Below are 12,549 nucleotides of genomic sequence, written 5' to 3'. Positions count from 1 at the left end.
CGCTTCTCAGACCTCCAGCGGCCACTGCGCCAACGGCCAATAGCGGCCCTTGCGTGACTCGTACAAGGTGAAGTGCCGCGCACTGAGGTAAAAATCCGCCGGCACGCTGGCCTCCGGCACCTGCCCCTGAAAGTCCCGCGCCAGGGTCAGGTGCGCACGGTACTCACGGCTGCTGCGGGCGATGCCCAGGCCCAGCGCGGCCTGTTCCAGGGCGTACACCAACTGACGCAGGGCGGGCGGCGCATCACTTGCCTGCAACACCAGCGCTTGCGCCCGTGGCCACACCTGCAATTGATCGAGCAGCACGCGTAACGGCGCGGCCGGGCGTTTGATCTGGTCGACCGCAGCGCACAGAGCGGGTAACTGCGCACTGTCGACATCCCCGAGAAACAGCAGGGTCAGATGGAAGTTGTCGGCGGGCACTGGCTTGCCGCTGCGCAACTCAAGTTCACGGCGCCACTGAGCGACGCTGCGGCGCTGGTCATCACTGACTGGCAGGGCAAAAAACAGTCGCTTGAACGGGCTGCCGCTGTGGCGCGTTTCCTTGGCCATGTTCGCTCCGGATTAATGAACGGATTAGTCGAGTGTACCGGCCTCGCGGATCGGAGATGAGCCGAAAATCCTAGCGGAAACGTTTGCGCGACACGTAGGCAATGCCACCAAAGTACCGTCGATCAAATGTAACAATAAGTACAAAGTCGTACGCGGTTTGTTTATGCTGGCGCGCTCTAGCCATGGCTCATGGCCATTCTCTACAAGTGTTTGTCGATGAAAATTGCTTTCGTACTAATCTTCGTCCTCTCGATTGCCTATGTGCATCTGCGTGGTCGTGTGCGCCACAAACTGACGCGCCAGCTGGGCGATCATTCGAGTTTCCTCGCGCCGATCAACAGCTTCCTCTACCTGTTTTCCAAGCTTCCGGCCAAACCCTACCTGCCGGTCGATGCCTTCCCTGAGCTGCAACCACTCAAGGACAACTGGCAGGAAATCCGCGCTGAAGCCCAGCAACTGCTGCACGTTGGCGAAATCAAAAAGTCCGACAACCATGACGACGTCGGCTTCAATTCGTTCTTCAAGACCGGCTGGAAGCGCTTCTACCTGAAGTGGTATGGCGAGACCCACCCGTCGGCGATGACCCTGTGCCCGCGCACCACCGAGCTGCTGCAAGGCATCGGTACGGTCAAGGCGGCCATGTTCGCCACCCTGCCCCCAGGCGCCAAGCTGGTTCGCCACCGTGACCCGTATGCCGGCTCCTATCGTTATCACCTGGGCCTGGACACGCCGAACGACGATGGCTGCTATATCGATGTCGACGGCGAAAAATACTCGTGGCGCGACGGCGAGGCGGTGATTTTCGACGAAACTTACATCCACTACGCCGCCAACACCACCGAGCACAACCGCATCATCCTCTTTTGCGATGTCGAGCGGCCGCTCAAGTACCGCTGGGCTAGCGCCTTCAACCGCTGGTTCAGCCGCAAGGTGATGGCCGCGGCTGCAGCGCCCAACAACGCCAATGACAAGACTGGCGCAATCAACCGCCTGTTCACCCGCATCTACAAAATCCGCGAGCGTGGCAAGGCGTTGAAAAAACGCAACCGCATGCGCTATTACCTGGAAAAGTGGCTGGTGGTAGCGGCCCTGGTGCTGGTGTTCATCTACATCTGAGGCAGCCTGGCAAGGCGCCGTCATGCCGGCGGCGCTGAATGCTTGCTACCTAAGTGCAACACGCTTTCGACTATTATCCCGCTCGCCAACGCTCTCCACTCGACTAGCCTGAAAGCTCCTGCCGCAACCCTACAAGGTGAAGACAATGAGCATGATGGACTGGGACGCCTACCGTAAGCAGCTGATGGCTGGCATCGGCGACCTCAAGCAACTCTCACCGGACACCGTCGCGGGCTACATGACCGCCAGCGGCGCCGGGGCCAAGACCAACCACCTGGATGCCAAGACCCGCGAATTGATCTCGCTGGCGGTTGCCGTCACCACCCGCTGCGACGGCTGCATTGCCGTGCACTCCAAGGAAGCCCTCAAGCAGGGCGCGACCCGCGAGCAGATCGCCGAGGCGCTCGGTGTCGCCGTGGCAATGAACGCTGGAGCTGCGCTGGTCTATTCGACCCGAGCTCTGGATGCGCTGGGCAAAGCCGACGAGTAAGCCTGTCGGCGTCGCCGCACTTGCGCGGCGGCGCCTGCACCACCAGACTTGCCGGCTCAGCCCGTGCAGGTACCGCCATGATCCACATTCGCCCCATGACCGCCGCCGACTTCGAGGCCTTCTGGCCCACCTTGCAAAGCATCGTCCAGGCCCGCGAAACCTACGCCTTCGACCCGCAGATCAGCTTCGAGCAGGCGCGCCAGCTGTGGCTTGAGGCACCGCTGCATACGTTGGTGGCGGAGCAGGACGGCGAGCTGCTTGGCTCGTATTACCTCAAAGCCAATGCCGCCGGACCCGGCGCCCATGTGGGCAATTGTGGCTACATGGTCTGCCCGGCTGCACGCGGGCGTGGCGTGGCCAGGTTGATGTGCGAGCACTCACAGAAGCTTGCCCGCCAGGAAGGGTTTCTGGCGTTGCAGTTCAATTCGGTGGTGGCGACTAACGAGGTGGCCGTGGCGCTGTGGCGCAAGCTTGGCTTCGATGAAGTCGGCCGCCTGCCCAAGGCCTACCGGCATGCCCGGCTGGGGCTGGTAGATTGCCTGGTGATGTACAAATGGCTGGCGGATGAGCCGGTGGTGGAGAAACCTGCGCTGCTGATCGGGCGCAAGAACATTGAAGCGCGGGTGTCGCGGCGGCGTGGCAAGTAGCCGCGGACCTGCGTAGTAAACGGGGACCGCTATGCGGCCCCCTGCTAACGCGCTGAATCAGAACGCCAGACCTACCTTCACGCCGAACTCATCACGCTTGAGCTTGGTATTGTCGGCTGCATCCGACTCTTCATCGAGTTTGTACTCGGTGCGGGTGTAGTAGACGCTGCCGTAAATGGGCATACCGCCCTGCTGGTTCATCAGCAGGCTGACTTCGGCATAAGGGTTGGTGCGGTCTTTCATATCGACGGTGTCGCTGCCGAAATCGTCGACCTTGAGCTTGGCGCGGCCGTCGAGGGTGCGGCGGGCACCGACTTCCACGCGCAGCGTCGAAGCATCGAACTGGTGGTTGTAGCCGACGGCAGCCTTGGCGAACGGCGACTTGTAGGTCAGCTCGGTATCCAGGTCGTTGAGCTCCGGTTCGAAGCGCGACCAGTCATAACCGCCGCCCACGGTGAAGTCGAGGAAGTTGCGCGCGTCCATCGCAGCACGCCAGCCCAGGTCCAGATCAACCTTGGCCTCCTTGAGCTTGTTGTCGCTCTTCTTGCCGTATTTAGCATCCGCGCCAATCTGATAGATAAAGCCGGATTCGGCGGTCATCTTGTTGCCATAGTTGGCGAACAGGCCACCTTGACCGAGGTGATCGGTCTCCGATTCAGAACCGCCTTCGAACTTGAATTTGTCGTAGCTGCCGAGCAGGCCGAAGGTGAACAGCGGATCGGTACTTGGCGCAGCGCTGGCAGCAAGCGGGGCTGCGATCAGGGCCAGCAGGCAAGAATGACGCAACAGGTTACGGGTGGACATTGGTAAAGGTCTCCATGACGTGGGTGTTTCTGTGACAATCGAGCGGTTCGATGCACACCAAATGTGAAAAGTTCGAAAAAAATCAGTAAAAACTCGCAAACCTCTAATGCGTCACAAATTTTTCCTAGCGCCAAGGTTTGACTAAGGTCAATTTCGATGCTCAGATGCGCGCCAGTTTCAGGTGTCCTGCGCCGCCGTGCGCAGGGTGAAACGGGAAGCCGGTGCGTCATCTGCATGACTAGTCCGGCGCTGCCCCCGCAACGGTAAGCGAGTGAAACCTTCGACACACCACTGTGCCCGTGCACGGGAAGGTGAAGGTTTCCAGCCCTCGCAAGCCCGGAGACCGGCCTGCAACTTTCAGTTGGCAAACCCGCGGTGGGCGGGCGCAGGCCGGTTTGCGCGTGCGCCCAGCGTTCGTGCCCGCTTGTCTTTGCGTTGTTTCCACCGGGATCCTTACTTCCTGCACCAGTGGAACGACATGTCCCGTACCAATACCTTTACTCTTCTGGCGGCCTGCATTGCCGCCGCTTCGCCAGCCGTGGCCGCAGAGCCGACGAGCAAGGTCGTCGCCCTGCCCTCTATCGCGATCAGCGAACGCCGCGACGCAAGCGCCGACCTCACCAGCAGCAGCGAGACCGGCTCGCGCCTCGGCCTGACTGCCTTCGAAACACCAGCCAGTGTCAGCAGCCTTAGCGCCGAACAGATCCAGCAGCGCAGCAACCTCACCGTGCAGGATGCGGTCACCCGCACCCCGGGTATCACCTCCATCGGCACCCCAGGCGATGGCGGCACTGGCCTCAGCGCACGCGGCTTCAACGGCCATGGTTCGGTGATGACCCTGTTCGACGGCGCGCGCCTGTACACCGGTGCCGGCACCCAGACTTTCCCGGTCGACCCATGGCTGGTCGAACGTATCGAAGTGCTGCGCGGTCCGGCGTCGGTGTTATACGGCGAAGGCGCCACCGGCGCGGTGGTCAACGTCATCCCGAAAAAGCACGTGCAAGGCGAGATCCACAACCAGCTGCGCCTGGGCTACGGCTCATGGGACCGCCAGCAACTAGGCCTGGACAGCGGCGGCAGCCTGAGCGAGCGCCTCAGCTACCGTGCCACCATCAACCAGCAGCAAGGCAATGGCCATATCGACCGCGGCGACTCACGCAGCATGGCCCTGAGCCTGGCACTGCGCTTCGATGCCAACGAAGACCTGAGTTTCACCCTCGCCCACGAACGCGGCGACGCCGAGCCGATGAACTACTTCGGCACACCGCTGATTGCCGGGCACTACCGTGACAGCCTGCGCGACAAGAACTACAACGTGCGTGACGCCGAATTGCGCTACCACGATGAATGGACCCGCCTGAGCAGCGAGTGGGCTATCAGCGACAACGTCAGCGCCAGCAACCAGCTCTATTACATCAAGAGCCGTCGCCACTGGCGCAACGCCGAAAACTACAACTGGGACGCAGACGTCGGCCAACTGCTGCGCAATGGTTTTCTCGAGATCAAGCACAACCAGGAGCAGATCGGTGATCGCCAGAGCTTCACCTTCCAGCACAGCCTGTTTGGCCTGGCCAGCACGACCGTGGTGGGCGCCGAATACAACAAGATCCGTTTCCGCCTGACCAACAACTGGCCCTACAACGATATCGGCAACGACTACATTGACCCGTGGCAGCCCGCGCCCGGCCAGTTCGTCAGCGCCACGCCGCTGCAACCGCGTTCGTTCAGTACCACCCACAGCGCAGCGCTGTTCGCCGAAAACCGCACGCAGTTGACTGAGCAGCTGTCGCTGGTCACCGGTATTCGCCGTGATCAAAACCACATCGAGCGCGATAACCTGGTCGACGGCAGCCGCACCGACCGCAGTCTCAGCGGCGGCAACTGGCGCGCAGGGCTGGTCTATGCGCTGACGCCGGACCTGGCGCTGTACGGCCAGTACTCGACCAGTGAAGACGGTGTGGAAAACCTGGTCAGCCTCAGCTCGGCACAGATGAACTTCGACCTGACCGAAGCGCGCCAGACCGAACTTGGCGTCAAGCAGCGCATTCTTGATGGCCGTGGCGAGTGGACCTTGGCCGCTTATCACATCGTCAAGAAAAAGCTGCTGGTCGACGACCCTGTCAGCCATCAACCGCAACAGGCCGGCCAGCAGACCTCCGATGGCCTGGAAGCGACCCTCGAATTGGCCCTGGCCAACCAGTGGCAGCTGTCGGCCAACGCCGCCCTGCTACGGGCCAAGTACGACGACTTCAATGAAAGCGTGGCAGGCGTTGCCACCGACCGCAGCGGCAAACGCCCGGCCAATGTGCCGCGACGCAGTGCCAACCTGTGGCTGAGCAAAGGCTTTGGCCAGAACGTCGACGCCGGCGTCGGTCTGCGTTATGTCGACACACGTTACGCCGACACCGGCAATAGCCAGAGCATCCCCAGCTACACCGTGGTCGATGCCAACCTGGGCTGGCAAGTGCTGCCTGATGTGCGCCTGGGCCTGCAGTTGAACAACCTGTTAAACCGCAACTACGTGACGGCCGCCTACAGCGGCGAGCAGTGGCTGCTGGGCGCACCACGCTCGTATTTCGCCACGCTGGACTACAGCTTCTAAACGCGATTTACCCTGGCTAGCCGCGCAGCAACGGGCTAGCCAGGGCCTTCATGGGCACTACGCTCGCCGACAAAAGACTTTCAACAGGAAAACCAATAGTTATAAGATAACGTTACACAAAACCTCACCAGCGAAATTTCATGACAAGCGCTCTGACCTCCCCCACCCTCGTCAGCCAACGCCTGCAGAGCATCGATGCCCTGCGCGGGCTGGTCATTCTGTTCATGCTGCTCGATCACGTACGCGAGACCTTCTTCATGCATCATCAGGTGGTTGACCCGATGACCATCGAAAGCACCGAACCTTCGCTGTTTTTCAGCCGCACCCTGGCGCATCTGTGCGCCCCGGTGTTCGTCCTGCTGACCGGTCTTTCGGCCTGGCTGTATGGCGAGAAGTATCAAGGCCGCGGCGCCACCTCGGCGTTCCTGTTCAAGCGCGGGCTGTTTCTGGTGGTGCTGGAATTCACCCTGGTCAACTTCGCCTGGACCTTCCAGTTGCCCCCGACGGTGATCTACATGCAGGTGATCTGGGCGATCGGCGTGAGCATGATCGCGCTGTCACTGCTGGTCTGGCTGCCACGCCCGGCGCTGATCGCGCTCAGTGCGCTGATCATCGCCGGGCATAACCTGCTCGACGGCGTGCACTTTGCGCCCGGCTCGGTCATGCATGTGCCGTGGGCGATCCTGCATGACCGCGGCTGGCTGGAGGTGTCCGACAGCCTGCGCATGCGCACTTCCTACCCAGTGCTGCCGTGGATTGGCGTGATTGCCCTTGGCTACGCCCTCGGCCCCTGGTTCGCCCGCAGCAGCGTCGCCAGCGTGCGCCAACGGCGCTTGCTGCTGGCGGGTGTAGCGGCCCTGCTCGGCTTCGTCGGCCTGCGCCTGCTCAATGGCTACGGCGAAGCGCCCTGGAGCAGCTACCCGAGCCTGATGCAGACCGTGATGAGCTTTTGCAACATCACCAAGTACCCACCGTCACTGCTGTTCCTGGCGCTGACGCTGGGCGCCGGGCTGCTGTTGCTGCGCGGCTTCGAACGCGCCGGCCAGGCGCGCTGGATCAGTGTGTTGGCAGTGTTCGGCGCGGCGCCGATGTTTTTCTACCTGCTGCACCTGTATGTGCTCAAGCTGCTGTACCTGGCCTGTGTCGCGCTGTTCGGGCTCAATCAGGGTGGTTATTTCGGCTTCGACAGCATCGGCTTCATCTGGCTGACTGCAGGCTTGCTGGCGGCGGCGTTGTACCTGCCGGTGCGCCAGTTTGCCCAACTCAAGGCGCGCCGCCGCGACATCAGCTGGCTCAAGTATCTCTGAAAAGCGTTTTCCCCCGGCGGCGTGATGGTCTACCATGCCGCCCGCCGGTTTCCATCACGGAACTAACAGGGAATCCCAGGCCTGCCCTTGAATGCAGGCGAAACGGAACTGCCCCCGCAACTGTAAGTGCCGAGCCTGCTCCATCGATGCCACTGGGTTGCTGACCCGGGAAGGCTGGAGCCAGGCCATGACGCACCAGTCAGGAGACCTGCCGGCAAACATTTACCAACCGGCGGGGTGTCCGGGCTGGCCATCTCCACCCTTCCCAGGGTGCTGCCCGTTGCCGTGCGCAATGGGCAAGGCGATGCCTGTCCGTGGGTTCATTCCCCGCATTGTTCGATAGGAGATCGCCCGCCCATGCTGCCCCGTTTCGTGACCCTGCTGGCAGGCCTGAGCCTGTCTGGCCTGGCCCAGGCCGCCGCCACCCACTATCCGCTGACCATCGACAACTGCGGCGCTGTGCAGACCTTTGCCCAGGCGCCGCAGCGCGCAGTGACCATCGGCCAGGCCGGTACCGAAATGCTCTATGCACTGGGCCTGGGCGACAAGCTGGTGGGCACCTCGCTGTGGTTCAACAACGTGCTGCCCGAGTTCAAGGCGCAGAACGACCAGGTCGAGCGCCTCGCTGACAACGACCCAAGCTTTGAAGCAGTGGTCGGCAAGCGCCCGCAACTGGTAGCTGCGCAGTTCGAATGGATGATCGGCGCACAGGGTGTGGTCGGCACCCGTGAGCAGTTCAACGAGCTGAACGTGCCGACCTATGTGCTGCCGTCCGACTGCGAAGGCAAGGACAACCTGGTCGGTGCCGACGGCACCCGGCTGCAGCCGTTCCAGATCGCCAGCATCTACAAAAGCGTCAGCCAACTGGCCGAGATCTTCGACGTGCAGGCGCGTGGCGAAGCGCTCAACAACGAGCTCAAGCAGAGCCTGGACACTGCCCGCAAACAGCTGGCCGGCCACGACCTGTCGCAGACCTCCGCCCTGTTCTGGTTCTCCAGTGCCGACCTCGACATCGACCCCTATGTCGCCGGCCGCCAGGGCGTGGCCGACTTCATGCTGCAGACCCTGGGGGTGCGCAACGTGGTCGAGTCCAGCGAAGAGTGGCCAACCGTTGGCTGGGAAACCCTGGCCAAGGCCAACCCGACCTGGCTGATCATCGCCCGCATGGACCGCCGCCGCTTCCCTGCCGATGACTACCAGAAGAAGCTCGAATTCCTCCGTAGTGACCCCGTCACCAAACACATGGACGCCGTTCGCGAGGGCCGCATCATCGTCCTCGATGCCGACGCGATGCAGGCCGGTATTCGCCTGTTCCGTGGCCTGGAGACGCTGTCCAACGCGTTTGCTTCGGGGAAAGCCGAGCAACCATGATGCGTCTGCTGCCCTACTGCGCCGCTGCCCTGCTCGCCTTGCTGGGGGCGATGCTTGCCGGTATCGCCATTGGTGAAACGCCAGTGGCGCCCAGCGTGGTCGTGCAGGTCCTGGCCAACCACCTGTGGGACGCCGGTTACCCAGTCGACCCGATCGACGCGGGCATCGTCTGGAACTATCGCCTGACCCGCACCCTGGTGGCTGCCGCATGCGGCGCCGGGCTGGCGACCTGCGGGGTGATCCTGCAGGCGCTGCTGCGCAATCCGCTGGCCGAGCCGTATCTGCTTGGGTTGTCGGCGGGCGCCTCGACGGGTGCGGTCGCGGTAGCCCTGCTCGGGCTTGGTGGCGCTGCGCTGTCGATGTCGGGCGGCGCGTTCATTGGTGCACTGGCAGCGTTCGGCCTGGTCCTGTTGCTGTCGCGGGCCAGCGGTGCTGGCGGCGGCAATGCCCAGGTGATTCTGGCCGGGATCGCTGGCTCGCAGTTGTTCAGCGCGCTTACGGCATTCTTGATCACCAAGTCGGCGACTGCCGAACAGGCGCGCGGCATTCTGTTCTGGCTGCTGGGTAACCTCAGCGGCGTGCGTTGGCCGTCGGTGTGGCTGGCGGTGCCGGTGGCGCTGCTGGGTTTGGCGGTATGCCTGTGGCATCGGCGCACCCTCGACGCCTTTACCTTCGGCGCCGACTCGGCGGCCTCGCTGGGTATTCCGGTGCGCCGCAGCCAACTGCTGCTGATCAGCTGCGCGGCGCTGGTTACGGCAGTGATGGTATCGATTGTCGGCGCCATCGGCTTTGTCGGCCTGGTCATTCCGCACGCACTGCGCCTGCTGCTCGGCACCGGGCACAGCCGCCTGCTGCCGGCCAGTGCCCTGGGTGGTGCGCTGTTCCTGATCAGCGCCGATATCCTTTCGCGGACCTTGATTCCTGGGCAGGTGATTCCGGTCGGCGTGGTCACTGCGCTGATTGGCGCGCCGCTGTTCGCCTTGATTCTGGTAAGCCGCCGGGGGCGCGCATGACCAACCTCAACACCGTGAATCTCGCGCCGCTCAGTTGCCGAGGCCTTGGCCTGCGTCTGGGTGGCAACGATGTGCTCGAAGCGGTCGAGCTTGAGGTGATCGCCGGGGAAACCCTCGGCGTGGTTGGCCCAAATGGCTCCGGCAAATCGACCCTGCTCAAACTGCTTGCCGGCCTGCTCAAACCGAGCAGTGGTGAAGTGCAACTGCTCGGCCAGCCACTGGCGCGCATGCCCCGGCGGCAGATCGCCCAGGCTTTGGCTCTGGTCGAGCAGCAAGCCGACACCAGCGATGCCATCAGCGTGTATGACGCCGTGGCCCTGGGCCGCACACCATGGCTGTCGGCGCTGGCGCCGTACTCCCCCGAGGATCGGCGCATCGTCGAGCAGGCCCTTACCGATCTTGACGCCCTGCACTTGCGCCAGCGTCTCTGGCACAGCCTGTCCGGCGGCGAGCGGCAGCGCGTGCACATCGCCCGAGCGCTGGCCCAGCGGCCAGGCGTATTGCTGCTCGATGAGCCAACCAACCACCTCGATATCCAGCACCAACTGAGCCTGCTGCAACAGGTCCAGGCACTGCCGGTGACGACCTTGGTGGCTTTACATGATTTGAACCAGGCGTTGACCTGCGACCGCCTCGCGGTGCTCGATCAAGGCCGCTTGGTAGCCCTCGGCAAGCCGCATGACGTGCTGACCCCAGAGCGCCTGCTGCGCACCTTCGGCGTGCACGCTCACTACCTCACCGATCCTTATGACGGCGCCCGCATACTGCGTTTTCGCGCCCCTTGAACACGGATGTTCCCACTATGTTTTCGCGCCCTCTCGCCTTGCTGCTGTGCAGCGCCCTACTCGCCCCGCCGGCTCACGCCGAAATCCATGAAGTAAAGATGCTCAACCGCGGCAGCGACGGCGCCATGGTCTATGAACCGGACCACCTGCACATCGCTCCCGGCGACAGCGTGCGCTTTGTGCCGAGCATGAGCGGGCACAATGCCGCGACCCTGGCCGAGCTGCTGCCAGCCGGCGCCGAAGCCTTCAAGAGCAAGCTCAATCAGCCCCACGAGCAGCAGTTCAGCGTACCGGGGTTGTATGCAATTCAGTGCATTCCGCACCTGGCGATGGGCATGGTCATGTTGATCCAGGTTGGCGAACCGGCGGTCAATATGCCGGCCCTGCCGGCGACCTTGCCAGCCCGGGCCAAGGCCCGCCTGCAAGTACAGCTGGAGAAACTGGGAACAGGTCAGTGAGCCATTTCAAGCGCGCTGCTGCTCTGCTCCCGCTGATCACTTTCTCCCCTCTGGCAGCCGCCGAGTCTGCCCAGGCAAAGGCCAACGGGCTGATTGAAGACAGCAGCTGGAGCCTGCTCAACCGCAGCGTATTCGACCAGCGCGATTATCGTCACGGCGCCAGCAATAGCGGCGCGCGCAACGCCTACAAACCGCGTAGCGAGCGTAGCGGCAAAGCCGAAGAGTGGGGCTATGGCCTGATGGGCACCTTGCAGTCAGGTTTCACCCAGGGCCTGATCGGGGTTGGCGTCGATGCCCACGCTTACCTCGGCGTGCAACTCGACAGCGGCGGCGGCCGTGCGGGCAAGGCGCGCTTGCTCAGCGTGGACAATCAAGGCCACCCGAAAACCGAGTACAGCCGCGCTGGCGCCGCACTTAAACTGCGAATGGCCGACACGGTGCTGAGCTACGGTGAACAACGGGTAAAAACGCCGGTATTCAACGCCTCCGACAGCCGCCTGCTGCCAGAGACTGCAACCGGCTGGTTGTTGACCAGCAACGAAGTTGACACCTTGAAACTGGTTGCCGGGCACTTCACCGAGAGCGCCGACCGTAACGCCAGCAGCCACAACCAAGGCCTGGTGGTGAACTACTCGAATGCCCTCAAGGGCGACAGCTTCGACCTCGCCGGCATGGTCTGGAACCCGAGCGATGCCGTCAGCGTCAGCTTGTACACCTCGCTCTATGAAGACACCTGGAACCAGCACTACCTGGGCAGCACCCTCAGCCACGCGCTGAGCGACCAACGCAGCGTCAGCCTCGACCTCAACCTGTACCGCACCCGCGACACCGGCAAGGCCTTGTCCGGGCAGATCGACAACACCACCTGGAGCCTGGTCTCGCGCTACAACCACGGGCCACACGGTTTCAGTCTCGGCTGGCAGCAAGTGCGCGGCGACACCCCGTTCGACTACGTCAGCCGCGGCGCCATTTTCATCAGCAACGCGGTGCAGCTGTCCGACTTCAACGCCCCCAACGAGAAGTCCTGGCAGGCGCGCTACGACCTGGACATGGGCGCCTACGGCGTGCCTGGGTTGAACCTGACGGCGCTGTATGTACGCGGTTTCGATATCGACGGCATTCGTGTCGATCCACGCGGCGGTTATGCCTATCTCGGTTATGGCCGTGGCGGCAAACATTGGGAACGCGACCTTGAAGCGCGCTATGTAGTACAGAGCGGCAAGGCCAAAGGCACGGTGTTCTCTCTGCGGCATGACCTGCATCGTGGGAACACGGCGCAAGCTGAGCTGGATGCGGATCAGATTCGGGTAGCGGTGGAGTATCCGCTTACGGGTGGGTTTTGAGGCAGGCAGAGCGAAGCTGATCAGAACGAGAAACTCTGACTGCGTCTGCGCTTATCTACCT

General features: G+C 62.8%; 12 protein-coding genes and 2 riboswitches. Of the genes, 10 read left to right on the top strand and 2 right to left on the bottom strand.

All coding sequences use genetic code 11. From position 1 onward, the window contains the following. Positions 1-6: 6 nt before the first annotated feature. The gene (thpR, locus tag M2396_RS04230) at positions 7-552 is read right to left on the bottom strand and encodes an RNA 2',3'-cyclic phosphodiesterase (protein WP_259073337.1); all 546 of its coding nucleotides are present in this window, start codon (positions 550-552) and stop codon (positions 7-9) included. 216 nt (positions 553-768) lie between these two features. Between thpR and lpxO the strand changes: the two genes are divergently transcribed. The 3 genes from lpxO to M2396_RS04215 all read left to right on the top strand — a co-directional run bounded on the left by lpxO (position 769) and on the right by M2396_RS04215 (position 2,805). Beyond that, positions 769-1,668, top strand: a complete 900-nt coding sequence (lpxO, locus tag M2396_RS04225) for a lipid A hydroxylase LpxO (RefSeq protein WP_259073335.1) — start codon at positions 769-771, stop codon at positions 1,666-1,668. 145 nt (positions 1,669-1,813) lie between these two features. Then, positions 1,814-2,158: a carboxymuconolactone decarboxylase family protein gene (locus tag M2396_RS04220; protein ID WP_181089237.1), complete on the top strand. Its 345-nt coding sequence runs from the start codon at positions 1,814-1,816 to the stop codon at positions 2,156-2,158. Between the two features lie 77 nt (positions 2,159-2,235). After that, positions 2,236-2,805 (top strand): GNAT family N-acetyltransferase, encoded by a 570-nt coding sequence (locus M2396_RS04215; RefSeq protein ID WP_259073333.1) that lies wholly within the window; start codon positions 2,236-2,238, stop codon positions 2,803-2,805. A gap of 57 nt (positions 2,806-2,862) precedes the next feature. Here M2396_RS04215 and M2396_RS04210 read toward each other — a convergent pair whose 3' ends face one another. Continuing rightward, positions 2,863-3,609 carry an outer membrane beta-barrel protein gene (locus tag M2396_RS04210; RefSeq protein ID WP_101319980.1) on the bottom strand — a complete coding sequence of 249 codons (747 nt, stop codon included), beginning with the start codon at positions 3,607-3,609 and terminating at the stop codon, positions 2,863-2,865. Between the two features lie 162 nt (positions 3,610-3,771). Next, a riboswitch (cobalamin riboswitch) is annotated at positions 3,772-3,976 on the top strand. 111 nt (positions 3,977-4,087) lie between these two features. On the opposite strand from M2396_RS04210, the gene M2396_RS04205 reads away from it, so the two are divergent. The 7 genes from M2396_RS04205 to M2396_RS04175 all read left to right on the top strand — a co-directional run bounded on the left by M2396_RS04205 (position 4,088) and on the right by M2396_RS04175 (position 12,488). Beyond that, the gene (locus tag M2396_RS04205) at positions 4,088-6,211 is read left to right on the top strand and encodes a TonB-dependent siderophore receptor (RefSeq protein ID WP_259073330.1); all 2,124 of its coding nucleotides are present in this window, start codon (positions 4,088-4,090) and stop codon (positions 6,209-6,211) included. A gap of 140 nt (positions 6,212-6,351) precedes the next feature. Beyond that, complete coding sequence (locus tag M2396_RS04200; protein WP_101319984.1) at positions 6,352-7,518, top strand: DUF1624 domain-containing protein; 1,167 nt, start codon at positions 6,352-6,354, stop codon at positions 7,516-7,518. Between the two features lie 28 nt (positions 7,519-7,546). Beyond that, a riboswitch (cobalamin riboswitch) is annotated at positions 7,547-7,749 on the top strand. A gap of 126 nt (positions 7,750-7,875) precedes the next feature. Continuing rightward, complete coding sequence (locus M2396_RS04195) at positions 7,876-8,889, top strand: ABC transporter substrate-binding protein (protein WP_259073327.1); 1,014 nt, start codon at positions 7,876-7,878, stop codon at positions 8,887-8,889. Next, complete coding sequence (locus M2396_RS04190) at positions 8,886-9,902, top strand: iron ABC transporter permease (protein WP_220633756.1); 1,017 nt, start codon at positions 8,886-8,888, stop codon at positions 9,900-9,902. Before M2396_RS04195 ends, M2396_RS04190 begins: the two co-directional genes overlap by 4 nt. Next, positions 9,899-10,687 carry an ABC transporter ATP-binding protein gene (locus M2396_RS04185; RefSeq protein ID WP_150572440.1) on the top strand — a complete coding sequence of 263 codons (789 nt, stop codon included), beginning with the start codon at positions 9,899-9,901 and terminating at the stop codon, positions 10,685-10,687. Before M2396_RS04190 ends, M2396_RS04185 begins: the two co-directional genes overlap by 4 nt. A gap of 17 nt (positions 10,688-10,704) precedes the next feature. Further along, positions 10,705-11,145, top strand: coding sequence for a pseudoazurin (locus M2396_RS04180; RefSeq protein WP_150569061.1), 441 nt, complete (start codon positions 10,705-10,707; stop codon positions 11,143-11,145). Next, positions 11,142-12,488, top strand: a complete 1,347-nt coding sequence (locus M2396_RS04175) for an OprD family porin (protein WP_259073322.1) — start codon at positions 11,142-11,144, stop codon at positions 12,486-12,488. The genes M2396_RS04180 and M2396_RS04175 overlap by 4 nt, the downstream gene beginning before the upstream one ends. Positions 12,489-12,549 lie beyond the last annotated feature (61 nt).

It is taken from the genome of Pseudomonas sp. BIGb0278, from assembly GCF_024809895.1.
Taxonomy (GTDB): Bacteria; Pseudomonadota; Gammaproteobacteria; order Pseudomonadales; family Pseudomonadaceae; genus Aquipseudomonas; species Aquipseudomonas shirazensis.
The sequence above is the reverse complement of the archived record's forward strand: the minus strand, read 5'-3'. Positions and strand labels throughout refer to the sequence as shown.